Raw genomic sequence first — 24,414 nt, 5'->3', positions numbered from 1 at the left:
CATTAGTTTAGCGTTCAATTAACCAATTTAAGCCTTTCGCGCTGCGTAAAAGAAATCTTGCAGTGATATATAAAACTTATTGCAGTCATCTGCTTTCAATCAAATTCAGTTTCTTTTTCTTCCAAAGATTTATAAACAAATTATCCTGAATCTTTTTTCATGACTTTACAAATTTGTGGTGTGGGAGGATTTAATGAAGTTGGTAAAAACATGACTGCAGTGCGAGTTGATGATGAGGTAGTAATTCTTGATATGGGGCTTCATCTGGATGCTTATGTGAATTATACTGAAGATGCAGACAATGTTGATTTGAGTGCATATGCATTATCTAAAATTGGCGCAATTCCTGATATTGAACCAATTAAAAAATGGAAAAAATTAGTAAAAGCAATTATTCCAACTCACGCACATCTGGATCATGTTGGAGCAATTCCTTTTATGTCAAATAAATTTACGTCTCCAATCATTTGCACGCCATTTACTGCAGAAGTTATTTTTAGAATTTGTAAAGATGAAAAAATAAAACTTAATAATGAAATTAAAGTTTTAAATGTTAATTGTTCTTATAAAATTTCTGATAATATCACTATTGAATTTGTTAACATGACGCATAGTACTCCTCAGACTGTGATGGTGATTGTTCATACTAAGTATGGTAAAGTTATTTATGGTAATGATTTTAAGTTTGATAATAATCCTACTCTTGGTAAAAAACCTAATTTTGAAAAATTAAAAAGAATTGGGGAAATTTCTGAAAACTCTGAGGATCCCAAATCAAAAGTGGTTGCATTAATTGTTGATTGTACGCGTGCAAATAATGATGGTAAGACTCCTTCAGAGCAAGTAGCGCGTGAATTACTAAAAGATGTTATGCTTTGTTGTAATAGCGAGGGTAAAGCAGTTATTGTCACAACTTTTTCTAGTCATATAGCAAGACTCAAATCAATTATTGAGTTTGGTAATAAATTGGAGCGAAAAGTTATTCTTTTAGGTCGTAGTTTAGGTAAGTATGTGGGTGCTGCAGAAGCAATTAAAATAGTTGATTTTTCTCGTGAAGCAACAGTTATTTGTTATAAAAAGAAAATTGCTCGTATGTTAGAAGAGGTCAAAAAAGATCGTTCTAAGTATTTGATTGTGTGCACAGGTCATCAAGCCGAGCCTAAATCTGTTTTGTCAAGAATTATTTCTGGTGAATTTAAGTTTGAACTAGAAAAAGAAGATCATATTATTTTTAGTTGTGATGTGATTCCAACAACTATTAATATTGCAAATCGTAAGATTTTAGAAGAGAAAATAAAAAAGAAAGGAGTGAGACTCTTTAAAAAAATTCATGTTAGTGGTCATGCAGCAAGAGAAGATTTGAGAGATTTGATTAATATGGTAAAACCAAAACATATTATTCCTGCGCATGGTAATTTGAGTATGAAGACTGCACTTGTTGATCTTTGTCAAGAAATGGGTTATGAAACTGAAAAACAAGTTCACATAATTCAAGATGGGCAGTTTATAGATTTTGTCGATTAATTATTTTTTCTTTAGCGTAAGATTTTTTTTTGAGTTTTAACATATTTTTTTCGGTTAGAATTTGTTTGTTGAGTAATTTCTATTTTTGTAAAGTATTTGTGCCCCGCTCTTAAGTTACTACCGTCCATCATCGCCGCAAGGCTCAGCTGGTGTTCACTAAATCATCGCAGGTTTACACTACTTAATTATTGAATAACTCAGGGCATTATAAAAAGCTTTCCAGAAATTCTTTTAAATGAGTTCTAAAGTTTAAAGTATCTCAAAATCAACACAGATTCTATATACTCTTGGCGCGTGTTGCCCGCATTTGACTGTCTCAAGTAGTTTATACTTAAATCCTTTATTCTTGCAGGCAATGTCTATTGCATCGTGTGCTTCTTTAAAATTGTCTTCATGTAAAAAGGCGTATAAGTGAACTATTGTTCCTTTTTTTGCAACGCAAAGTGCTGTATCTAAAAATTCTTCTGCAGTTTTTGGTAGTGGCATAAGTATTCGATCAAATTTTTCTTCTAGCTTTGGAACAATTTCGCGTACATCGCCATTAATTAATTTAACATTGGTTAGTTTGTTTAATTTAATATTTTCAATTCCATATTTGTGTCCTACTGGATTTATTTCAACTCCTAAAATATTGGCAGCAGAACTATTTTTTGAAAGAACGCAAGGATAAGGTGCACAACCACTAAACATAACTAAAACATCTTCTCCCTTCGTAATCTTTTCATATATTCTTTTTCGTTCAGTTGAGAGTCTTGGTGAAAAATATACTTCTTCAACATTTAGTTTTAGTCGCACATTATGTTCTTGATATGATGTTTCGAGTGTTTCTTCGCCGGCAATGTAGGTCATTTTTTGAGTTCTAAATTCTCCGTCGTGTTTATCTGCCTTTTTTACTACTGTTTTTATGTTTTTGTTTGTTTTAAGAATTTCATCTGCAATAATTTTTTCTTTTTTATCAAGTGGTGCATCAATTTCAAGTATTGCAATTGTTCCAACAACATCGTATGAAGTTTTTAAAAAACCTAATTCTTCTTTTGTTAATTTTTCTTTTAGTGAGTCTTTTAAATTTTGAGGATATCTAGTTTCTTGTAATTCTAGTTCTTCAAATGTTACAAAATCGAACTTGTCTAGAATCATTTGGTTGCTTTCTTTTGATTGAATTATTGGGAAGCAAATTCTATTTTCATATTTTTTGAAAGAATAATCTTTATTAAATAGATTTTTTTCAAGTAAAAAATTCTTTACATCTTCAGCTTTTTGTAATACAACGCTAACACAAGTTACTTTTGTCATTTTTCTTGTAAACGAGTAACGATTTAAAAAGCTAACTGATTATATTTATTAACTTAATAACTAGTTTTATGAGAGAATTAGTTTTTATTTTCGTACAGATGAGATCTTTCGTTCTATGTCTGCAAGTGATTGTTCTAATTGTTGTAATTCTTTTGTTTTTTGACTTCTAATTGGTTCTTTTTTTCGTTTGGTTAATTTTACACGCATATTTGTTTTTGGCATTTCTTCTTCTAATTTTTGTAATAAAACTTGAATTGATTGATTTATATCGCGGAGTTTGCTAATGAGTTCTTGTTTGTGGATTCTATGTGCTTTAAATTGTTCGTATCTTTGTAGAATTTGAATTATTTGTTTGCTATCTTCAAGTAAGATTCGTCGCACTTCTGTGCCGTCAGGTATTTGTACAAAAAATTCTCCTTCTGCCATTTTTATGTATTTTCAGGTTTAACTAGTGTTTTATCCACATAGTCTACTTTTCTTTCAATGTCATTAATTTCATTATACCACATTTCAAGTTCAGTATCTTCTTGATTTTTTATTTCATTGATTTGGTTGATAAGATGTTTTGCTTCACCGATTTTATTTTTAACTAAATCAATTATGTCTAAGACGTCTTTGTATTCATCTATTTTTACAAATACTGGTGCACTTCGTTCCATTTTTACCTCTTTATCCTTCAAATAGGACTTTATCTATAAATAATAATTTTCGCTGTATGTCCTCGATGGTTTCTCTAAATGCTTCGAGTTTTATTTCTTTTTTAATTTTGATATTATTGATTGCAGTAAATTTTGTTTCTTCTTCTTTAAATTTAATTTTGATTTGATTAAAATTATCTAGTATGTTTCGATAATCGTCAAGTAAAACAAAAACTGGTCCTGATGCCATTCTTTGTGACTGTGGCATTTGATTAATTTCTTCGTATATGTTTGGAAATCCTTCAAGAGAAGGTACTGATTTTGGAATTTGCGAATTAGAGTTAAAGTTGGTTTGTGAATTTTCTTGACGTGTTGACTGTGAAACTGGTTCTGGAAGATCGTCGAGATCGGGAACTTCGGGAATTTGAGTGACTTGATTTTGTGAGTTTGGTTGTGGCATAGGTTGTGTAGGTGGGTAATTGTTAGTATTTTCAACAGGAGAATTTCCAATCTGTCCTGGTTGCGGATATTGTTGTATTGGTTGGGGTGCGACTGCAGAGGACGCGTTCATAGGATTAATTGGTGGTAATTTTGGAAGTGAATTTTCGTTTGGAGGGGGGATGGGAAATTTTTTATTACCTAAGTCTAGTGGTGGAATTGTGCTCATATCATGTCCTGCATTAGGTTGAGTGGGAAATTGAACTTGTTGAGGTAATGGAGGAAGTCCTTGATTATCTAACTCGGGTACTGTTGTTTGTTGAGTGTTAGTTGGATTCATATTGTCTTGTGGGAACTGATTAAGTTCTTGGGAAAAATCTTGAGAATTAAATTCATCTTCTGTTGGTAATGGTGGCAAATCTAATTCAGGTTCTCCATTGTTAGATTTATTTTTAATTGATTCCAAAAAAGACATGTTACCCCCACGACAACATATAGTTACGTTTAAATACTTTATCCTTGCTTAGTATTAAAACTTTATCGAGTATTCTATAATGGTAACAAACTTTGAAGTAGCAATAAAATTAGTTTTTCCGACTAAGTTAATTCTTTTTACGGTTTTTTCCAGTAAAAATTAATTAAATAATTTCTTCGCTAGTAACACATGCAGACTAATATTTTTTTAAAATTGTGTTTAAAAATATTTTTGTTAATCGTGGTTATAATATTCTCTGGTGGCGATACTGCTTCAATAATTAACATCGCCAAATATCAAATTAACAATCCTGAAAATGAAATTAGTCTAAAATTATTAGTGGGTGAAAGCAATATGGGTGATTCGTCTCAAAATATATATCAAATTCCACAAAAAGTGTTATTTTCTGGGGAAAATGATCAAGCACGAATAAATATTATTAATATTTCAAAAAACACTAATGCGAATGAGTTATTGGTTGATTACTTGTTTGTTAAATTAGATTCTAGAAAGACTACATTGTATTTTGATTTGTTAGATTCGAAACTAAAAAAATTAACTCCTACAAAAAAAGAAAAATTTCAAAATAAATTTTCAAATCATTCCAAAACTATTAATTTTCCTTTTTATTTAAGTTGTCTTGCTAAAAATCAATCAGTTTTTTTACGAATTACGGGGTTTGATCTCGACGTGAAATTGGAGTTAGCAGAGTTAGATGTCTTAAAAGAATGTGATTTGAATAATTCTGAGGAATGTGAGGTCTATGATGAGGGGAGTGCTAACGGGGATTGTAATGCTCAGTTCATAAATCAATCAATTAACTCTCAATCGATCACTTCAACACAAAAATCAATACCCTCTCCTAAAAAAACAAACACAAAATCAACTAATTTGAACTTTTCAATTATTTCAGCACCATCAAAAGTATTTGTCAATCAGTCATTTACAATTAATATTTCTGCTCAAAATTTTCGAGATGAGGATTTGATATTTTCCGTATATTCTTATGTTTTTAAAAGTAGCAAACATTATTCGCAAGGTAAAAAAACAGATAATCGTAAAGATTTAATTTTGCCTAAATTTTCAAATGTATCTTTTACTCTTAATAATTCAGTTATAAAAGCCGGAATGTTTAAGTTAAGAATTGTTATTAATTCATCAAATAGAAAAACACCTTATTTGTTAACTAAAGAGTTAATTGTAATTCCAACAAATAATTCGTTAAATAAATTAAATAATTCGTTAAATTTAGATCAACATATTATTGATTTTAAATCAAAATTTCCTGCAAATTTTTCAAAAATGAACTCATCTGACAGTTATAGATCAAGTTCTGCCAAAGCAAGATCTCTTCTAGTTTTTATATTCATTTTATTATTTGCAGTTCTTTTAGTTTTACTCATTTTCAAAAAACTTTAATAGATTCATTTTTTTTAAATTTTATTCAATTTCGCAGGTACAGATCTTCTAAGCACAGTATTGAGGGGTTTTTATTTTCAGAAAGATATATAAGTCAGTATCTTTTTTGATTAAAGTATGGCAATTAAAGAATCAACTAAGCGTAAAAAAAATAAATCTGAAGCAGTAGAAGAGGAAGAAGCTCCAGTTATGTCTCCTAAAGAAAGGATGGCTAAAGGCGAGTTATTGGTAAAAGCTTTAATTGAGGTTTTAGGTGCGCCTAAAGAATATGTTGAGAAAACATTGGATGGAGTTCTAGATAAAGTTAATGAAGAAAAATATTTAGAAGTGACATTTGAAGAATCGTTTGAAGCAACACCTGTTAAAGATAATGAGAAATTGTTGACTGCATTTGCGGAAGTAGAATTCTGGGTTAAATCTCCTAAAGATTTGTTAAGTTTTGTTTTTGATTTCACTCCATCGTCTATTGATGTTTTAGAACCAACAGAATCAATGATTGGTGCAAAAGATTTGTCAGATTTAATGTTAGATCTTATAGCAAGACTTCACTTTGCAGATATGAGAGTAAAAGAAATGTCTGCGCACGTTAAACTTATGGATAAAAACAGTATTAATTTAGTTCGAAATTTTATTGTTTTTTCACTTCAAAACAAAGAGTTATCTCTTGAACAAATTTCTAAAAATGTGGGTATTCCGGCAGATAAAATTGAAAACTTTTTAGGTCAATTAGTAAAAGAGAAAGTTATTGAAAAAAAGGGAGATGTTTACTCTTCAATGCTTAAATTAGGTAAGAAGTAAGTTAGGTAAGAAGTAACAATATGATTGCAGTTATTAATTTTAAAATAAGTTTCAATCAAATTATAAAATACTTATTAAATTGAGCTTTAGATAAATAATATTTATATACTCATATTAGTTTATTTTTTTCAAATGTTTTAATAGTTCAAAATATTGGGTTATTGTTGGATTATTATGGAATTATTGATTTAAATAAACAATTATTGATTTAAATAAACAATTATTGATTTAAATAACCAATTATTGGATTATATTTTATTGTACATTATTATATTTTATTTTGGTTTTCAAACGAGGTGGATAATTTAAATGGCTGAATTTTCAGAATTAAAAAATGAAATTGAAGCAATTCTTTTTTCTAGTGGTAGAGTAATTACTTTAACTGAAATTAAACTTTTATTAGACATTAAAGAAGACGGATTAGTAAAAGAAACCGTAAATGACATCAAATCAGATTATAAAACTCGAAATTCACCTATAAGTCTTATAGAAGAGGGAGATGGTTGGAAATTAATAGTTCGCGAAAAATATTTGGGAATTGTTCATAGTATTAATCCTCACACTGAAATGTCTAAAGCAATTCTTGAAACATTAGCAATTGTTGCGTGGAAACAACCAATTTTGCAAGCAGAAGTAGTAAATATTAGATCTAATAAAGCATATGAACATATTAAAGATTTAGTTGAGCAAGGATTTCTGTCTAAAGAACGTCAAGGGAGATCTTATCTTCTCAAAACCACTCAAAAGTTTTTGGATTATTTCGATCTACCTCATAAAAAAGCAATTAAAGAAGTATTCAAAGATTTTGCAGATTTAAAAAATGTCCTTCCACAAAAGAAAGTGGAAGATTACGAGAATAAACTTGATGGTTCATCTCAAGCTCAATTAGCACTTCCACAAGATCCAGAAAAAATAATTGACACCAAAAATCAAGATGCGAATCTAGATAAATTGGGTGACACAACAAAAAAAGATAACGTAGAGGGTGAAAAAGTTGGATCTCTTGAAACATATGACTCTGCAGTTCCTTTAGAAAAAGTACAAATAATTTCTGATGATGATTCTGGCAAAAATAAAGCACAAGAACCTGCTGAAAAAATTGGAGATTTGGATGTTGTACCTATTCCTTCACAATCTGAAAACCAAGAGGCTGAGTCTGTTGAAGTAGCAGGGGGCGAATCTACGTCTGGAAATGAAGCTGATTCTAACTCAAATAATGGTTTCGAATCAGATAAGTCTAACTCTGAAGTTGATGGATCAGCAAAATTACTCGAAGAGGATTTAGAAAAAAATAATTCAGATCACGCAAAAGAACTTGCAGATCAACTACTAGAAACTCATAAAGATTTACCAGTTAAAAAAGATGTTGTTGTTAAAGATGATATTTTTGAGGATCGAAATCTTCATCCGGAACTTGAAGATTTTATCGAGGGAGAAAGTGTTAAGGCAACTGAACGTCCAGAACAAGAACTAGCACAAGATCCTGCACAAACTAATTCGAATCAAAATGATGGCGAAAATGATTCTCAAAAAAAAGAGTCAAAAAATAGTGAGTCAGAAAATACTGAAAAATCCGAATCTAATAAAAACGATTCTTCTTCTGAAGGGATGAGTGTTCCTGAAGATGCAATGCCTATTAAACACGATTCTAATTAAAAATGGAAAAATTTTTCTTTTTACTTCAATGCCCTGCGTGTAAAAATAATATGAAATATCATACTACATCTAGAATTCTGAGCGATAAAAAAAAACGTTGTGTTTATTGCGGAAGAACGTTTATAGTTAGAGAACATATGATTGGCGAGATTAAGTAATTATTTTATTTCTTTCGAACAGGTTTAGTTTGCAATTTTAATTTATTTGCTACCTGATTATCATAATAAATTTTTCTTACAGGCCAACTAATTTCTATGTTTTCTTGGTCATATCGGTCTTTTAATGCTTTGATAAATTCATGTTTAACTCTGTATTGGTCAACAAAATGTTCAACACGTAAAATTATGCTAAATTCAATGTTTGACTCTCCAAATGTGTGAAATCTAACTAAAGGTTCAAATTCTTTTTTTGCACCTTCAATTTTTTTCTGTATTTTTTTTGCAACATCAAGAGTTATTTTTTCAACTTGATTTAAATTTGAGCTATATGCAACTCCACATTTAATGATAATTGACATTTCATCGTGTGGCATTTTGTTATTTGTAACTATGCTGTTTGATAGACTAGAATTAGGAACTATGATCATATTATTTCTTAATGATTTTATTTTTGTTGATCTCCAACCAATATCATCAATATATCCTGAGATTTTTTCGTTTTCTATTTGTACATGATCTCCAACATTTATTTGTCGTTCAGAGATTATGTTTAGTCCTGCAAAAAAATCGGATAATGTTTTTTGTAATGCAAGACCGATTGCAAGACCTCCAACTCCTAGTGTTGCAAGGAGAGGTGTAATTTCAACATTGAAGTATCCTAGTATTATGATTAGTGCGAGAAAATAAATTGTGATTGTAAATATTTTATTAAGTAGTTGAGGTGTTTTTTTAAACCGCTTATGGGATTCTAACCAATAATCAATTAGTGCTGCAACAAGACTTGCAATGATTGTGGCTCCGACCCATATAGAAATGACAATAAATCCTTTGTTTAGCCAATTAGCATATGATCCAATCACGCTTAGTGATTTGAATGCTAAGTATATTCCGCCAACAATTATGTAAAAATGTACGGGTCCCCTAATTATTTCAACAATTAAATCATCAATGCTTGTTTTTGTACTTTCAACATATTTTTGAACATATTTTGTTAAAATCCAGTCGACAAGCCAAGCAAGACCAAAAAAAAGCGTAAGAATTAATACGAATCGTAAATATTCATTACTGAGAATCATAATTATATCTATCACTAAACCTACTTTATAAACTAGATTATAAAAATGTTTTTGTTTTTAGAGTAAGTTTAATGATATTCTCACAACAGTAGGTATTCACGTCTGTTTTTTCTCGTGTTTGAAATATCTTCCGATTGGAAATTCTTCAACAAATTGTTCAAGAACATTTCCGCTAAGGCCTCGCGCAATACCAAATTGATTTGCAATCTCAGGATCAAGTTCTATTCTACGAGCTAAATCCTCTGGAGAGTATTGGTGTGCTTCACCCACTATTGGGAGTCCATTTTGAAATCCTCGTCGAGCAATTATTGCTGCAAAAGCCATGTTATACATTTGCATTTCAAAGGATGCTGGATTTTTTTCCTGATAGAGTAAAACTGGCGCGGTTGTGTTTCCAACTGCTGAAAAAGTTGCGATTGTACTCATATCAAATATTGCGTCTGAAGGATATGCGGTGTTAATTGACATTCCTGCAGTGTTTCTTAAATATTGTTTTAATTTTGTTAGTTTGTCATCGGCTAAAACTCTTTGAACTTCTTGATATTCTGGAAACAAAAATCCTATTGTGTCAGTATCAGGTAAAACAGTTTGATCTTGTCTTAACATTACATCATAACTTCCAAGTATTCCGGCAAGAGTAATAATTATTGCACGTGCACTATTATATGGGTCTTTCATGTCTTGTTCAGTTGTGTAGTGCCAATCATTTGACCAGGTATAAACTGCATTAGGATCAAATGTTGCTTCTTCTAAAAAGTTGTAAAGTGTTGGAAAGCAAACTATTTCTTGAGGTGTGGATGCTTCAAATTCTAAACTTCCAGGAGTTCCTTTTCTAAAATTTGCAAAACTTCGATCTAGTTGAGAAACGATTGCATCGCGTAATTCATCAATATCTTCAAGAACAATGTGTACTTTTCTTAATTTTGTTGGATCTGTTTCTAGAACAGTTTCATTTTTTTTTGGTTCAGAACTCATTAATATCTCCTCTTAGTTTCTCTTATTATTTATTTAAGACCTGAAGCGTTTATATGTTTTATTCCACTCAATAATAGTGATTCGAGAATATATTTTGTTATATTGATTTATATGTTTTAATTATCATATCGTAATTATTTTAAAAACATTTATAAATTGAAATTATTATGGTGCTGTTTATGGGATCCTATTTAACTTCTTTTGACAAAACAAAAATTTATTATGATCATCATAAAGGTGATAATCCATTAACGTTAGTTTTTTTACATGGTGTTGGAGGTAATTTAACTATCTGGCAAAAAGAAATGACTTATTTTCAAAAAAAAGGATACTCAACTTTAGCGTTTGATTTTAGGGGGCATGGTTTATCTGATGCACCTGCAAAGTTTAAAAATTATATGGCAGCTTATTTTGCTAAAGATTTAAGGGAATTATTAAAAAAACATAAAATAAAAAAATATGCACTTATAGGTCATAGTCTGGGCGGTGCAATTGCAATTAATTATTGCATGACATATAAAACAATTTATCCAACATATCTGATATTAATAGAAACTGCATCGGTATGCCCATTTGATCATAATCGTATTTTAAATCTTACTCCTTTTTTATCAAAATTTATGAGATTTTTTGCAGAGCATTCCAAAACACATAAGTTTTCGATTATTAATCATAAGGAGTATGATTTATCTGAGCCAGAAAATTTAAAAAATATGCATTTAGTTTCTTATCTTGTACATATGACTCCGATTAAAAGCATAGTTGAAGTTTTAGACATTATTGAAAATTATATTAACTGTAATAAAAAAAAAATAAATTATACGTTAAAACATCTTAAAGTTCCAACATTGCTTTTAGCAGGTGAAAAAGATCAAACAGTGCCAATTAAACTTTCTAAAGATATTAAAGCGATGAATAAAAAAATTAAGTTAAGAATTTTAACTGGTGCTGATCACACAGTTATAGTTTCAGATCCCAAACAAGTTATTACTAGAATTCAAGAATTTATTAAGTGAATCTCTCGGGGTATTCTGATCAAAATTTAGAAAGCTTTAAATAGGTTTAAAAAGTAGGTATATAACATGATCTCTCGTCTTATGAAATATCTTCCCGTGGAAGTTTCAGATTTTTTTATGGATATTAAAGCTAATGACGTTAAGTTTATGAAGAATATAATTCTTAATTCAAATCCTAGCGATTTAGAATATCTTTCAAAAAAAAAAGTTTTGAAAAGTTTTCACCGTGCAGCATTGCGAGTTCCACATTATTCTCAAATTTTATCTAATCAAAATATTAATCCTAAACTAATTAAATCATTTAAAGATTTTGCAACAGTTCCAATTATTTCTAAAGTTAGCTATATTAAAACTGCAACAAAGATGAGTGAGTTATGCATTGATAGGGATTTAAGTCAGTGCGGTCTTCTTGCAAGAAGTTCTGGTTATACTGGACACTCGTCTACTTGGGCTAAATCTAGAAGTGAACAAATTGAATCTAGACATTTTGCGTCGCTGGGTTTAGACTTATTATTTGGCGTGACTAAATCTAAAACATTGCTTATTGATTGTTTTGCGCTAGGTTCTTGGGTGAGTGGTGTTGATTTGTTGATGATTGGATCTGACAAGTGCAGTATTATTGCGCCTGGAGCAGACTCAAAAGAAACATTAGATATTTTCAATGATTTAAAAGAAGAATATGATCAATTTATTTTTGCAGGAACTCCACATTTCATAAAAAACCTCGTTGAAGAAGGTATTGAGAGGGGAATTGATTTTAAAAAAAGTCAAGTTAATCTTTTACTGGGAGCGGAGGCGTTTACTGAAGAATGGCGGCAGTATATGCATTCTTTACTTGGAAGTTCGATGGGAGATGATAAAAAAGGATTTATTTTTTCTGCATTTGGCGCATCAGATCTTGGCGTAACTGGAATTAATGAGACGAAAGAATCTGCATATTTGAGATATTTATGTTTAACAAATTCCAAACTTAAAACTGCACTTTTTGGAGATTATGCGACTGCATTGCCTATGCTATTCCAATACGACCCAACTAAATTTTTTATTGAAAATACTGAAAAAGATGAACTTGTTTTTTCTAATTGCGATCTTAAAGCCTCGCTACCTCTTATAAGATATAATATTCATGATGTGGGTAAGCCAATTTCGTTTGTTGAACTTAATAAAATATTAAAAGAACAAAATATAGATCTTAAAATTAAAGCACCTCTTCCGTTCTTATTCGTAGTCGGAAGATCTGATGGGACGATTAATTTTATTGGCCAATTAATTTATCCTCAGTACATTCAAGAATTAATTTATTCTAATGATTTTTTATCAAAACTTACAACTGGAACTTTTAAATTGATAAAAATGTATGATAAAGATCATAATCCTTTTTTACAAATTGATATTCAATTAAGAAAAAATATTAAGAAGTCAAAAGATAATGCTGCTAAATTTCATGAAGCAATCCATTCTTTTTTTATGCATTTGAGTACTGATTTCCCTCTTAATTTTGAAATTTTAGAAGAAAAAACTGGGAAGAATCCATTAATCATAAACTGTTTCGAATTTGATAAATATCCTCATAAGAGTGGGATTAAAATTAGGTATGTGTGATCATAATGACTTTTTTATCTTATTTCATAATTTTATTTGTGCTTTTATTCTTATTGTGGGGGTATTGGCGATTTTATTTCTTTTTTAGGGATCCTGGTAGGATAGTTCCAAAAGGTAAAAATTTAGTGTCTCCTGCAGATGGGAAAATAGTTTATGTCAAAAAAGTTAAGCATAATGAAATCCCCATACCAATTAAACGTGGAAGAAAAATTAATTTAGAGGAGAGTGTTAAAACTCACCTTAGGGGAGAAAAATATTTGATAGGAATTTTTATGAATCCTTTCAGCGTTCATGTTAATAGAGCACCAATTGCAGGCACTGTTAAAAAAATTCATCATTATCAGCATAAAAATTTGCCTATGACTTTGATGTGGTTAAGAACAATGCTAAACTTAAGACCGTTTCATAAATTTTCAACACACATGTGGGAAAATGAGAGAAATATTATTTTAATTCAAAATAAATTTCCTGTATATGTTATTCAGATTGCAGATCTTGCAGTGAATAAAGTTGTGTGCTGGGTTAAAAAGAATCAAAAAGTGAGTAAAGGTCAAAGATTTGGGATGATTAAGATGGGCTCACAAGTTGATGTTTTAGTTCCATCTAAACACGTTAAATTGGTCGTTAAAGAAGGAGATAATGTGAGAGCAGGAGAAAGTATTCTTGCAAAAGTTATTGATTAAGTTTGTATTTTAAGTTAGAAAATTTATTCTATTTTTTTCTCATATAGTGCATATGTTTTATTAACTTTGCCGCCGTAATGTTCTGCGAGTTTTATTGAAGCAATATTGTCTTCAAGAACCCATGAATACTCAAGTTCTTCAAATCCTTTATTTTTTAAGTTTGTTAAAACTTGATTCATCATTTGTTTTCCAAGACCTTTGTGGAAATAAGTTGGATGAATTGCAATTATGTCTAATTTTGCTTTTTTTAATTTTCTCTTTTCAAGCATAAATTTAATTTTATTCCACAAATTTAATTTACCATTTAAGTTTTTAATTATGATATTATAATTGGGATATACAACAACAATTCCGCATTCTTTTTTATTTATTTTATCCTCGAGAAAAAATGTTAATTTTTTATCAAATAACTGTTTGAGTCCTAAGCATTGTTCTAAAAACTCTCGGGGGTCATGTTTTCTAAATTGGAAGTGTTTTGTGGCAATGAATGCTTTATTTATGATTGCTGCCATTATTTTTGATTCTTTTTCTAATTGTTGGATTTTTAACATTCTAAATCCGAATCCTTCTTTTAGGGAGTCTTTAATTTTTTCAAAAGATAGTGTTTTAAGATTAATTTTATAGCAAAATAATTTTTTATATTCGATCAAGCCTGTTTGAGTTAGTAATTTTGAATAATATTTGTGATTAAAATTCATGAGCGGTGCCGAAATTTCTTCAAAATTTTTGATAAGAAGTCCGGTCTCATATGAAATGGTTCCATTAATTGGCCCTCTCATTTTTTTTATTTTATTTTGTTTCAAATATGTTTCTGCGGCTTTGATTAATTTTTTTGCAACCTCAATTGAGTTTATTGATTCAAAAAATCCAAAATATCCTACTTTTTCTTGTTTCAAATATTTTTTATCAATAAATGCTCCGATTCGTCCAACAATTTCTTCTGTAGAATCTTCTTTTGTTAATACTGCGAGAAATAGTTTTTTTGAAACATTTTTCCAAAGAATTCTATTTTTGTCAAAAAACTTTTTTTGTTCTGTTTTGATTGGTTTGGCCCAATATTTATTTTTGGAATATACTTTGTTTGGGAAGTCTATGAATGCATCTAAGAGTTCTAAATCAACCTCTTTTATTTGTATTTTGGCCATTTTGATTAGATTCAGATTAATTAAGTTTAATTAGTGTAATTGATTTTTAATTTTGCGAATTGGGTTTTAAGTGTGTGGATGAGTTATTATTCTTAATACATTATTGTGTTTATAAACTTAATAATATATATTCTTTTATATTTTTAAATAAATCAAAATATTTATAAAAGAATAACACTACCCAAAAGTAACAAAGCTTTATTTCCAATGGGGATTCGTATATTTATGGCAAGTTCAAATGATGCAGAATTAACAATTAGTGGCCATAGTGTTAGATTATATTTTAATTCTCTTACTGAAATATTAATTGGTTTAGACAAAAAAAAAGCAAGGGACAACAATTCGGGGTTATCTTCAGCAGAGCATTTCGCAGAAGCAATTCAACATTTTCATCTGTTAGATGGCATGCGAGACGAACCTGTTTTAGTTTCAATTGCCGAGTCTGCAGGGGTGGATATAACTTCTGATTCAAGTCTTATTGATTTTATTTCAACGCCAGATCGTAAAGTTCCTTATTTTCCTTTGCGTAAAACTATAATTGAAAATATATTAAAAGTTACTGACAATCCTGAAATTTTTAAGGAAATTACCTCTAGGGCGTTTAGGTATTCTCAAAAATTAGGAGTTGTTGCAAAGTATATGGGCAACCCAGAGGCAATTTTACATAGAACTCATACATTTGATGCTGAACTAAATACTTTGCTAGATATGCGCGAAATTGGTGCAGTTAAGGGGGGGTCTTTACAGTTTGGTAAATATGATATCGTCCCGCTTATTTTTGATGAGCAATTCACTCAGTCTGTTACTGCATCAGCACCTAGGAATGTTAGTTTTTATAATTCTCCTAGATTTGTTATGCGTTGTGTTCCAACACATTCACAATCAAGAGTTGAGGATACGGTGCTTGCAATGAATACTTTTTTTGGAGCTAATTTGTCTTTGGAATCAGAGGGGATAGAATTATTTATTGGGGATGGAAATGCGACTGAATATTTTGGAAAACGAGTTTCTTTACTTGAAATGCAACAATTAGTTGAAAAATCTAAAGGAGTTAGTTTGAGTGAATTGGAGGGAGTTCTAGCGCCTGTTGAAGGTGTGCACTATAGTCCGATTTCTAGAATGATGGCTGATAGGGATGATTTACCTAACACTGCAATTCTTTGTGAGCGAGATGTTTATGTTAATGAAAAAAGAATTTTTAGGGCAGGTCAATTTTATAATTCTGAAGCATGTTTTGATCACTTTTATTATCAAACTAGAGGGGGTATTTTTGTTGTTTTAGCGGGGCTTTCAAATATTGGGAGTGCTAAGAAGTTTCAACAGGCATTTGAAGATAATCAAACTTTTTTAAGAAAGCTTGCAAATGAACAGGCAATCGGAAATGTCAAATTATTGGATGAACAAGAGAGGCGTTTTAATGAAGAAAAAAAACGTCACGAAGCAGAAACTCGACAACTTAAAGCAGAAAAGAAAGCAGCTCTTGAAGCAAGAGAAAAAGAAAGTCTTCGTCGAGAATTAGAAGGTAGTCTTTCAGAGGTAAATCGACTTTATACTTATCAAAATCAATTAATGGGTTGGGCTCACGATATCAAAAATGATCAGGCAGCAGTTAGAATGGTTTGTTTGGCTCGTCTAAAACAAATTTATTTAATTGCTGAAGGGGAGGTTCCTTTTGAATTATCTCAAGATGATTTGAAAACTTCTAGTTCTCTTGAAGCAAAAATTGGGGATATTGTTGAGGGTTTTTCAGGAACTGAATATGTTGGTGAATTAGAATCCATACAAAAAGTTCTTTCTAGATCGGGATCGTCGTATACTTATGCTCAATTAATTATGGGTAAAAAAATTGAAGTTCCTAAAGAAAAAGTTAATTATGCTGAATTTTTAGATAGGGTAATTTCTGATGCGAGGGTTTTAAATTCATCTGAAGTTGATATTTCACTTACTGTTGGGCCTGATGTTGAAGTTGAAATTAGTCCCAGGGATTTAAAGGCAGCATACATTAATATTTTGGACAATGTTTTGGATGCGTCAATTGGGGGGTATGCGCGAATTGAAGTAAAACGAATGGGTGCTAAAGTTATGACTATTATTAATCAGTCGGGCGTGCTAGATCCAGTTATTGCACAAAAACTTACTAGGGGTGAGCGTGTTGGTTCAACTAAGGGCGATAGGGGGCATGGTGTTGGGACTGTCGCAAGTTATAACATTATTAAAGATGCGCATAAGGGTGCAATTATGTATGATAGTCTGGGCGAGAGTGGTGCGAGAATTAGAATACTATTTTGATTATTTTTTTATTTCTTATTAATTTGTGTTGATTTATTTTGTGGTGTTAAATGGGCTAGTTTAATTTAAGCTAGAGAATTTTTTAAATTTAGTTTAGATATTGAGAAAAAAGAGTAAAGAAAAAATTTTAAAAATTTTTAGATGAAACTTACCAGTTAGTTGGATCATTAGCAACTTTCGGTGCAGTCTTTTCTGATTGTAGTGCGTGATAAACATCAGAAACCATCTCACTATATGTTTTATTTTCGACATCTTTGTGCACTACTGAAATTGGTAATGCTTCATTCATCATCATAAAATCTGTTGGATCTTTCACTTGTCCTGATAAGCTTGTTAGGACGATTGCTCGATCAATCCAATCATATTTATCTCCAGTTTGTGCTTTCAATTCTGCTAACTCTCGAACAAAATCAATTCCTGAATAAGGTATTGGAGATCCATCTGCTGTTTTTAAACAATCATATTTTAAATCTACGAACATAACGATTTTACCATCATTTCCGTTTAGATTTGCTTGTTCTTCAAAACCAGCTAAATATTCTTGATTAACAACTAATCTTCCTTTATTTCCTGGTTGTTCGTATTTCATTATTTGAGCTGGATCAACCATTACTGGATTAATTCCTTGCAAACTTAAAGTCTGTTCTGCATTCGCTCTCATTTGTGGATCGTCTTCGATTAATAATACTTGTACTATTGATTCTAATGCCATTTTTTAATACCCTCCCTCAATTTCTTCTGAAATTTAAGATTTATTACTACTGGTTAATCAATAATTCTTTTTAAATATTGTTATATTGCAGAATATACCTAACTCTGTTTAAACTACTCAAATTTTGAATTAAAAGAAAAAAAATGATTAAAAATAGCTTTAAACTGTAATTTGGAGTTTTTAACGCAAATTAAGATTCATGGTATTGCCATTAACGTCAATATCGGTAACTCCACCTTCTAAATTAAATTTCTGGTCTTCTTCTTTATCTATTGTAAGATCGCCAAAAAAATCTTCTATTAAAAGAATATCCCCTTTCAAATAATATGTCATTTTTTCTGGAATTTCTATAACTCCATTTCCTTTTGATAATTCTATATTTTTGAAATTAATTTCTTTTACAAAAACAGTGTCATAATTTAGATTGGTAAAACTTAGTTTAATTTTTTCTTTTGTTGCAAGAGCAATATTGTTTACTTCAATTCGCTCAGCAACACCATTTAGTGAGAATCCAATTTCATCGAGTTTTATTGAGCCATCAAAGTTAGTAATTTCTAATTTTGCTTTATTTAAATCATTCAATTCTAACTGGTCATCATTAACATTGATTTTTGTTGTCAAATCAGTGAATTCTAAAACAATTGATTTAATTTTTGATTCTTTATTGAGTGAAGGTATTTGATCAAACATTATTTCTGTATCTATTCGTTTTACATATTCTTCGTCGATAATTTTTGCATTTTTTTCTGCAGCACTTGCGTCATTTGGTCGTGCATCGGAGTTATTTATTGAATCAATTGTGGTATCAGTTAAGTTATTCGCGCCTGTATCTTCAAAAGTTATTGTCTCGCCGTCAGTTAAAAGTGATTTTGAATCAGTAACTACTGCACTGGTAAGTTGAGATCCTCCAGTATTATCTTGTAATACAAAAAATAACCCAGATCCAATAATTATTACTGCAAGTAAAATCATGGGTGCATATTTTTTCAGATCATTTAATCTGTTGCTTTCATTTTTTTTCGTTGGTATTGGTATATTCATTTTAACATTCATACAAATTGGATGTTTTGTCTGACTTTTATACTTTTCTAATTTTGGTGTGCGTTGGCATTTAATTTTTGGGAGTTGTAAGCTCATTAAAGGGTTATTGGTATCGCTAAATAATTAGCTTATTGAGTAATCAATTATTTGATTCGGAGATCATTAAATGGCCTGCAAACGCGTAGAAAATGATCTTGATAAATGAGCGATCATTTGCTTGAAAAAAACAACCAAAACATTTAAAAACAACCCCTTTTTCATTTGAAGTATTATATTTATATTATAAATTGAGATTTTAAAACTAAAATGGCTGAAGAAAATTCTAATAATTTTGAAGAAGATTTAAATCAAGATTCATCTTCAACAAACGAAGAAAACAAAGAAGAAATTAATTCTAATAGTTCTGAAGCTGATGCTAACAATTCTGATGACAATAATTCTGATTCGAATGAATCTGACTTTGATGACGAAGAGTTAGTTGATAGCGAAAAAACGCCTCAAATAATTGATGATCCTAGAGTTAAAAAAAATCTTATTGAAGATGAGATGAAAAGATCATATATAGATTATGCTATGTCAGTTATTGTTGGAAGAGCACTTCCTGATGTCCGTGATGGACTTAAGCCAGTTCATAGAAGAATTTTATTCGCTATGAATGGTCTTGGGATGACTCATAGTAAACCATTCAAAAAATCAGCAAGAATCGTAGGAGAAGTTATGGGTAAATTTCATCCGCATGGTGATTCAGCAATTTATGATTCATTAGTTAGGATGGCTCAACCATTTGCACTTCGATATCCTTTAATTGATGGGCAGGGTAACTTTGGTTCGATTGATGGTGATTCAGCAGCAGCAATGCGTTATACTGAAGCAAGACTATCAAAATTATCTGACGAATTTCTTTCTGAAATAAATAAAGACACAGTTGATTATTCACCTAATTTTTCAGGTGAGTTTGATGAACCATTAGTTCTTCCATGCAAATTTCCAAATCTTTTGGTTAATGGTAGTAGCGGTATTGCAGTTGGAATGGCAACAAACATCCCTCCTCATAACATGAATGAAATTTGTGATGCAACTATTAATTTAATTGATAATCCCGAACTTGAAATTGCAGAATTAATGAATACTGTTTCAGGTCCAGATTTTCCAACAGGGGGAATTATTTGTGGGACTGCAGGAATTCAAAGTGCATATCTTTATGGTAGAGGAAGAATTAAAGTTAGGGCAAAATTAGACACTGAAGAACGCAAAAATAAACACAGAATAATTATTACTGAAATTCCTTATCAAGTTAATAAAAGTCATCTTATCGCACAAATTGCAGATCTTGTTTCTAATAAAGTAATTGAAGGTATTTCAAATATTAGAGATTTATCTGATAAATCAGGAATTAGAGTTGTTATTGATTTAAAATCAGATGCAAACCCTGCAGTTATTACTAATCAACTTTTCAAACACAGCAGGCTTCAAGTAACATTTGGAGTTATTAATCTAAGTTTAGTTAAGGGAGTTCCAAAAGTTCTTAATCTTAAACAAACATTACAAGAATTCATTAATCATCGTGAAGAAGTTGTGCGAAGAAGAACTCAGTTTGATCTAAAAAAAGCAGAAGAACGAGCACATGTTCTTGAAGGTTTAATTATTGCTCTTGAAGATATTGATGCAATTGTGCAAAAAATTAAGCAAAGTGATAATGCAGAAGATGCAAAACAAGTTTTAATGACTGATTATTCGTTATCTGAAATTCAAGCAAAAGCAATTTTGGATATGAAATTACAAAAACTATCTTCATTAGAACAAGAAAAAATTAGAGAAGAACACAAAGGTTTAATGAGTTTAATTGAAGATCTTAAAGCTATTTTAGCTTCTAGAGAAAAAATATTTGCATTAATAAAAAATGAATTAATAGTAATTAGAGATAAATTTGGAAATCCTAGGAAAACAGAAATTACTGTAGGAGATGACTCTGATATTATTATTGAAGATTTGATTAAAGAAGAAGATATGGTAGTAACTATTAGTCATAGTGGTTATATCAAACGTCTTTCTGTCGACACTTACCGCCAACAAGGTAGAGGTGGTAAGGGAATTATTGCTGCAGGAACAAAAGAAGAAGATTTTATTGAACATTTATTTGTGGCATCAACACATTCAACAGTTTTATTCTTTTCAAATAAAGGTCAAGTTTATTGGTTAAAAGTATATGAAGTTCCAGAAACATCTAGACAATCCAAAGGAAAAGCAATTGTGAACTTGCTTCGTTTAGATAAAGATGAATATATTTCTGCATTCGAACCGGTTAGAGAATTTGATGATTCACATTATTTAATTTTTGCAACTGAAAAAGGAATTGTTAAAAAAACAGAACTTTCTGCATTTAGTCGACCTAGAAAAGGCGGTATTCGTGCAATTACTCTAAATTCTGAAGACACACTAAAAGAAGTAGTACTAACAGATGGAAATTTAAATTTAATTTTAGCAACTAAAAATGGTATGGCTACAAGATTTAATGAACAAGCAGTAAGGCCTATGGGTAGGAATGCTGCAGGTGTAAAAGGAATTAAATTAAAACCTGGAGATTCAGTTATTGGAATGATCAAAGCAGAAGAAGAAAAATGTATTCTTACAATTACTGAAAATGGTTATGGTAAAAGAACGCCTGTTGGGGATTATCGTTTGATAGGCCGAGGAGGAATTGGAGTTCGAAATATTATTTGTAGTGAGCGTAATGGTTGCGCAATTGCAGTAAAGAGTGTTGATGAAGAAGATGAATTAATGTTTATTTCTAAAAATGGAATTATTATTAGGATGTCAGTTAAAGGAATTTCAATTATTGGTAGGAATACTCAAGGAGTTCGTCTTATGAGAATTGGTGCGGGAGATACGGTAATTGATGCTGCAAAAATTATCAAAGAAGATAGTGATAATTCAGAAGATGAAACTAACAATGATGATTTAGGTAATGATACTAAAAGCAATGCTGATAATAACAGCGATATTGATAGTGACCGTGATGATTCAACAAAAGAATCAAATGACGCCTCAACTGTAACTCAAGAACCAATTTCAGATTCTGAGTCTCAGGTGGAGTAATTTTTAAAATGAAAGCGTTTTCTTTAACTCATGTAGGCAATTCAGATATAACTGCTTTAGAAATTCAAGAATTATTAAATGTCAAAAGTAAATCTTTTGAATCGGGAATAAACTTGTTTGATTTGCCAAAAGATAAATTAACTGATTTAGCGAAATTTTGTTATTCTGCACAATCAATTTTTAGTGCGGGGCTACTTTTTCAAAATTTTTCATTCACAGATTTAGCAGATTTAAAATCTAAACTTGACTTTGGCAAATTTCCAAAAAACTTATTTTTTAATAAAACATTTGCAGTTTCATGCAATAGAATAGGTTCTCATGATTTTACATCGCAAGATATTGGTGCACAAGTTGGAGAATTTATTTTTAATGAACTCAAAAAAAATAAAGTTGAGTCAAAAGTTAAGTTATCAGATCCAGATATTCCTATTTTTGTTTATATTTTCGACAATGAGTTATATTTAGGATTGAATTTTATTGGGTTTGATGTAAGTAAAAGAGATTATAGAATTTTTAATCATCTAGACTCAATTAAAGGAACGTTAGCTTATTCTTTAGCTAGATTTACTGGGTTAACTCCATCTGTAAAAGAAGTTTTTAAACCTGAGTCAAAACTTAAAAAAAATAAATCTAAAATTCAAAAAACTAAAATGGTCGTGTTAGATCCATTTTGCGCATCAGGAACTACGGGAATTGAATCTGCTTGTTTTTTATCGAGTTATTCTGTGAACTTTTTTGCTAAACCAAAATTTGCATTTCAAAAGTTTAATTTGTTTGAGAATGTTGATTGTAATTCTTTTTTTGAAGAGATGGATTCAGAAAAAATCTCTCCTGCGAATTTAACATCTGAAATTTTCGTATTTGATGAAAATCAAAAAAATGTAAGGGCTGCAGAAAAAAATGCTAAACTTGCAAATGTCAATAAAATTCTTAATTTTTCTAGAACTGAAGTTGAATGGTTAGATACTAAATTTGAAGAAAAATCAGTAGATTTTATTATTTCAAATCCACCTAGGCTTTGTAGGACTTTTGATCAAGCAGATTTTGATAAACTATATTCTGAATTTTTTTATGTCTCAAAACATGTTCTTAAATCCAAGGGTAAAATAGGATTTATGCTGAAAACTAAAAATGCATTAAAAGATATAGCTGAGAAAAATGATTTTAAAATGACTGCATCAAAAATAGTTTTTCAAGGAAAAGATCCTATTCATTTTGTAGTTTTTGAAAAAGTTTAAAAGTGCCTTTGCGTTTTTTCTATTTTGTAGGATTAGAACTTGACTAACGGAAGTGTTTAACACAACTGAGGAAAGTCCATCCACCTAATTTTGCCACTTACTAAAGTAAGAATCAGAAATGGTTGGCAACGGCTCAGAAACGAAACCACCTTAAAATTTAGGATGACGGATGCGAAGATTTTGGCAACAAAATTCAGTTAACCTCCAGACATTATTTAAGGAAGGGATGAAACGGCGAGTCCTAGGCTGGTGCAAAGCATTATGCTGCTAAGTAAAATGTCAAGAAAAATCATCGCAGAATATTATAGTTCTGTTTGGATTTTACAGAAGATGGCTTATTCTGGTCCTACGTTTTTTTTAACTCCCATTAGGGGTTTAGCTAAATTAGGTGTTTTAGATAACATTCATTGTTAATTGGCTATTGGGGTGTTATAGCAGTTGTTTAGATCAGAAACCTTTAAATAGCTCCCTCTTTTTCTAGAAATTTATGTCAAAATCAAATAAAGTATCAATGCCTTCAGGAATTGGCGGTTTAACAAGATATTTTGATGATTATAAATCAAGTATTCAAATTAAACCAGGTCATGTTGTCATAGTATGTATTGTAGTTATGATTATAATTCTTCTTTTACATGTTATGGGTGGCACATTTACAGTAACTAGTTAAGGTAATTTGAGTAAATTTATCAAAATCAAATTTTTTTATTGTTATAAATATGTTATAGTAAATACTATATGCGGGGTGTTTAATTATGTTTCCAGGTGTTAATCCAAGACAAATGCAAGGAATGATGAAAAAGATGGGTGTTTCTCAAGTAGATATTCCTGCAACTGAAGTTATTATCAAAACTGCTGATAAAGAAATTATTATAGTTAATCCTCAGGTTGCAAAAGTTAAAATGATGGGGCAAGAAACATTTCAGATTTCTGGCGAAATTCATGAACGGGAAGTATCAACTGAACCTGAAATTAATGAAGACGATATTCAAACAGTTATAGATCAAACAGGAGTTCAAAAAGAAGATGCAATGAATGCATTAAAAGCGGCTAAAGGAGATTTAGCTCAAGCAATTATTGATATCCAAGAACAATCCGACGAGTAAATTTAATAATTATTTAAACTTTTTGTTTAAATGACAATC

Annotated in this window: 21 protein-coding genes and 1 other RNA gene; 13 read left to right on the top strand and 9 right to left on the bottom strand. The window is 30.4% G+C overall.

Features of this window, described 5'->3' with window-relative positions; all coding sequences use genetic code 11:
• Positions 1 to 159 precede the first annotated feature (159 nt).
• A complete protein-coding gene (locus HN587_05920; GenBank protein ID MBT7903374.1) occupies positions 160 to 1,524 on the top strand; it encodes an RNase J family beta-CASP ribonuclease in 1,365 nt (454 codons plus the stop codon).
• Between the two features lie 249 nt (positions 1,525 to 1,773).
• Here the strand turns inward: HN587_05920 and HN587_05915 are convergent, their stop codons facing one another.
• The 4 genes from HN587_05915 to HN587_05900 all read right to left on the bottom strand — a co-directional run bounded on the left by HN587_05915 (position 1,774) and on the right by HN587_05900 (position 4,368).
• On the bottom strand, positions 1,774 to 2,817 hold the full coding sequence (locus tag HN587_05915) for a class I SAM-dependent methyltransferase family protein (GenBank protein MBT7903373.1): 1,044 nt from the start codon (positions 2,815 to 2,817) through the stop codon (positions 1,774 to 1,776).
• Positions 2,818 to 2,901: 84 nt separating this feature from the next.
• A complete protein-coding gene (locus HN587_05910) occupies positions 2,902 to 3,243 on the bottom strand; it encodes a hypothetical protein (protein MBT7903372.1) in 342 nt (113 codons plus the stop codon).
• 2 nt (positions 3,244 to 3,245) lie between these two features.
• Positions 3,246 to 3,476, bottom strand: coding sequence for a hypothetical protein (locus HN587_05905; GenBank protein MBT7903371.1), 231 nt, complete (start codon positions 3,474 to 3,476; stop codon positions 3,246 to 3,248).
• A 10-nt stretch (positions 3,477 to 3,486) separates the two neighbouring features.
• The gene (locus HN587_05900; protein ID MBT7903370.1) at positions 3,487 to 4,368 is read right to left on the bottom strand and encodes a hypothetical protein; all 882 of its coding nucleotides are present in this window, start codon (positions 4,366 to 4,368) and stop codon (positions 3,487 to 3,489) included.
• A gap of 240 nt (positions 4,369 to 4,608) precedes the next feature.
• Here HN587_05900 and HN587_05895 point away from each other — a divergent pair, with 240 nt between their 5' ends.
• The 3 genes from HN587_05895 (at position 4,609) to scpB (ending at position 8,241) form a co-directional block, all read left to right on the top strand.
• Positions 4,609 to 5,787: a hypothetical protein gene (locus HN587_05895; GenBank protein MBT7903369.1), complete on the top strand. Its 1,179-nt coding sequence runs from the start codon at positions 4,609 to 4,611 to the stop codon at positions 5,785 to 5,787.
• Positions 5,788 to 5,904: 117 nt separating this feature from the next.
• Complete coding sequence (locus HN587_05890; GenBank protein ID MBT7903368.1) at positions 5,905 to 6,585, top strand: hypothetical protein; 681 nt, start codon at positions 5,905 to 5,907, stop codon at positions 6,583 to 6,585.
• Between the two features lie 309 nt (positions 6,586 to 6,894).
• Positions 6,895 to 8,241, top strand: a complete 1,347-nt coding sequence (gene scpB, locus HN587_05885; GenBank protein ID MBT7903367.1) for an SMC-Scp complex subunit ScpB — start codon at positions 6,895 to 6,897, stop codon at positions 8,239 to 8,241.
• 163 nt (positions 8,242 to 8,404) lie between these two features.
• On the opposite strand, the gene HN587_05880 is transcribed toward scpB, so the two are convergent.
• Positions 8,405 to 9,490 (bottom strand): mechanosensitive ion channel, encoded by a 1,086-nt coding sequence (locus tag HN587_05880; GenBank protein MBT7903366.1) that lies wholly within the window; start codon positions 9,488 to 9,490, stop codon positions 8,405 to 8,407.
• 81 nt (positions 9,491 to 9,571) lie between these two features.
• Entirely contained in the window at positions 9,572 to 10,450 is an 879-nt protein-coding gene (locus HN587_05875; protein MBT7903365.1) for a hypothetical protein, read from the bottom strand.
• Positions 10,451 to 10,629: 179 nt separating this feature from the next.
• On the opposite strand from HN587_05875, the gene HN587_05870 reads away from it, so the two are divergent.
• The 3 genes from HN587_05870 to HN587_05860 all read left to right on the top strand — a co-directional run bounded on the left by HN587_05870 (position 10,630) and on the right by HN587_05860 (position 13,751).
• Positions 10,630 to 11,466: an alpha/beta hydrolase gene (locus HN587_05870; protein ID MBT7903364.1), complete on the top strand. Its 837-nt coding sequence runs from the start codon at positions 10,630 to 10,632 to the stop codon at positions 11,464 to 11,466.
• Between the two features lie 66 nt (positions 11,467 to 11,532).
• Positions 11,533 to 13,068, top strand: coding sequence for a phenylacetate--CoA ligase family protein (locus HN587_05865; protein ID MBT7903363.1), 1,536 nt, complete (start codon positions 11,533 to 11,535; stop codon positions 13,066 to 13,068).
• Between the two features lie 5 nt (positions 13,069 to 13,073).
• Positions 13,074 to 13,751, top strand: a complete 678-nt coding sequence (locus HN587_05860; protein MBT7903362.1) for a phosphatidylserine decarboxylase — start codon at positions 13,074 to 13,076, stop codon at positions 13,749 to 13,751.
• 23 nt (positions 13,752 to 13,774) lie between these two features.
• Here the strand turns inward: HN587_05860 and HN587_05855 are convergent, their stop codons facing one another.
• The gene (locus tag HN587_05855) at positions 13,775 to 14,896 is read right to left on the bottom strand and encodes a GNAT family N-acetyltransferase (GenBank protein MBT7903361.1); all 1,122 of its coding nucleotides are present in this window, start codon (positions 14,894 to 14,896) and stop codon (positions 13,775 to 13,777) included.
• Between the two features lie 225 nt (positions 14,897 to 15,121).
• Here HN587_05855 and HN587_05850 point away from each other — a divergent pair, with 225 nt between their 5' ends.
• A complete protein-coding gene (locus tag HN587_05850) occupies positions 15,122 to 17,185 on the top strand; it encodes a hypothetical protein (GenBank protein MBT7903360.1) in 2,064 nt (687 codons plus the stop codon).
• A gap of 148 nt (positions 17,186 to 17,333) precedes the next feature.
• Here HN587_05850 and HN587_05845 read toward each other — a convergent pair whose 3' ends face one another.
• Positions 17,334 to 17,897, bottom strand: coding sequence for a hypothetical protein (locus HN587_05845; GenBank protein ID MBT7903359.1), 564 nt, complete (start codon positions 17,895 to 17,897; stop codon positions 17,334 to 17,336).
• A 180-nt stretch (positions 17,898 to 18,077) separates the two neighbouring features.
• Positions 18,078 to 18,950: a hypothetical protein gene (locus HN587_05840; protein ID MBT7903358.1), complete on the bottom strand. Its 873-nt coding sequence runs from the start codon at positions 18,948 to 18,950 to the stop codon at positions 18,078 to 18,080.
• Between the two features lie 294 nt (positions 18,951 to 19,244).
• Here HN587_05840 and gyrA point away from each other — a divergent pair, with 294 nt between their 5' ends.
• From gyrA to HN587_05815, 5 genes are all read left to right on the top strand, one after another.
• A complete protein-coding gene (gyrA, locus tag HN587_05835) occupies positions 19,245 to 22,034 on the top strand; it encodes a DNA gyrase subunit A (GenBank protein MBT7903357.1) in 2,790 nt (929 codons plus the stop codon).
• Positions 22,035 to 22,042: 8 nt separating this feature from the next.
• Positions 22,043 to 23,272, top strand: a complete 1,230-nt coding sequence (locus HN587_05830; GenBank protein ID MBT7903356.1) for an RNA methyltransferase — start codon at positions 22,043 to 22,045, stop codon at positions 23,270 to 23,272.
• 29 nt (positions 23,273 to 23,301) lie between these two features.
• Positions 23,302 to 23,619, top strand: an RNA gene (gene rnpB / locus HN587_05825) — RNase P RNA component.
• Positions 23,620 to 23,759: 140 nt separating this feature from the next.
• Positions 23,760 to 23,939, top strand: a complete 180-nt coding sequence (locus HN587_05820; protein MBT7903355.1) for a preprotein translocase subunit Sec61beta — start codon at positions 23,760 to 23,762, stop codon at positions 23,937 to 23,939.
• Positions 23,940 to 24,024: 85 nt separating this feature from the next.
• Positions 24,025 to 24,375 (top strand): nascent polypeptide-associated complex protein, encoded by a 351-nt coding sequence (locus HN587_05815; GenBank protein ID MBT7903354.1) that lies wholly within the window; start codon positions 24,025 to 24,027, stop codon positions 24,373 to 24,375.
• Positions 24,376 to 24,414: the final 39 nt, after the last annotated feature.

It is taken from the genome of Candidatus Woesearchaeota archaeon, assembly GCA_018675335.1.
GTDB lineage: Archaea > Nanobdellota > Nanobdellia > Woesearchaeales > UBA11576 > JABJCP01.
This window is presented reverse-complemented; position numbering and strand designations above follow the sequence as displayed.

Excerpts from the sequence above, each read along its gene's own strand:
- HN587_05875 (MBT7903365.1), bottom strand. The coding sequence starts at position 10,450 with ATGAGTTCTGAACCAAAAAAAAATGAAACTGTTCTAGAAACAGATCCA.
- HN587_05845 (MBT7903359.1), bottom strand. The coding sequence starts at position 17,897 with ATGGCATTAGAATCAATAGTACAAGTATTATTAATCGAAGACGATCCA.
- HN587_05900 (MBT7903370.1), bottom strand. The coding sequence starts at position 4,368 with ATGTCTTTTTTGGAATCAATTAAAAATAAATCTAACAATGGAGAACCT.
- HN587_05840 (MBT7903358.1), bottom strand. The coding sequence starts at position 18,950 with ATGAATGTTAAAATGAATATACCAATACCAACGAAAAAAAATGAAAGC.
- HN587_05820 (MBT7903355.1), top strand. The coding sequence starts at position 23,760 with ATGTCAAAATCAAATAAAGTATCAATGCCTTCAGGAATTGGCGGTTTA.
- HN587_05850 (MBT7903360.1), top strand. The coding sequence starts at position 15,122 with ATGGCAAGTTCAAATGATGCAGAATTAACAATTAGTGGCCATAGTGTT.
- HN587_05920 (MBT7903374.1), top strand. The coding sequence starts at position 160 with ATGACTTTACAAATTTGTGGTGTGGGAGGATTTAATGAAGTTGGTAAA.
- gyrA (MBT7903357.1), top strand. The coding sequence starts at position 19,245 with ATGGCTGAAGAAAATTCTAATAATTTTGAAGAAGATTTAAATCAAGAT.
- HN587_05890 (MBT7903368.1), top strand. The coding sequence starts at position 5,905 with ATGGCAATTAAAGAATCAACTAAGCGTAAAAAAAATAAATCTGAAGCA.
- HN587_05905 (MBT7903371.1), bottom strand. The coding sequence starts at position 3,476 with ATGGAACGAAGTGCACCAGTATTTGTAAAAATAGATGAATACAAAGAC.
- scpB (MBT7903367.1), top strand. The coding sequence starts at position 6,895 with ATGGCTGAATTTTCAGAATTAAAAAATGAAATTGAAGCAATTCTTTTT.
- HN587_05855 (MBT7903361.1), bottom strand. The coding sequence starts at position 14,896 with ATGGCCAAAATACAAATAAAAGAGGTTGATTTAGAACTCTTAGATGCA.
- HN587_05815 (MBT7903354.1), top strand. The coding sequence starts at position 24,025 with ATGTTTCCAGGTGTTAATCCAAGACAAATGCAAGGAATGATGAAAAAG.
- HN587_05865 (MBT7903363.1), top strand. The coding sequence starts at position 11,533 with ATGATCTCTCGTCTTATGAAATATCTTCCCGTGGAAGTTTCAGATTTT.
- HN587_05860 (MBT7903362.1), top strand. The coding sequence starts at position 13,074 with ATGACTTTTTTATCTTATTTCATAATTTTATTTGTGCTTTTATTCTTA.
- HN587_05830 (MBT7903356.1), top strand. The coding sequence starts at position 22,043 with ATGAAAGCGTTTTCTTTAACTCATGTAGGCAATTCAGATATAACTGCT.
- HN587_05915 (MBT7903373.1), bottom strand. The coding sequence starts at position 2,817 with ATGACAAAAGTAACTTGTGTTAGCGTTGTATTACAAAAAGCTGAAGAT.
- HN587_05870 (MBT7903364.1), top strand. The coding sequence starts at position 10,630 with ATGGGATCCTATTTAACTTCTTTTGACAAAACAAAAATTTATTATGAT.
- HN587_05910 (MBT7903372.1), bottom strand. The coding sequence starts at position 3,243 with ATGGCAGAAGGAGAATTTTTTGTACAAATACCTGACGGCACAGAAGTG.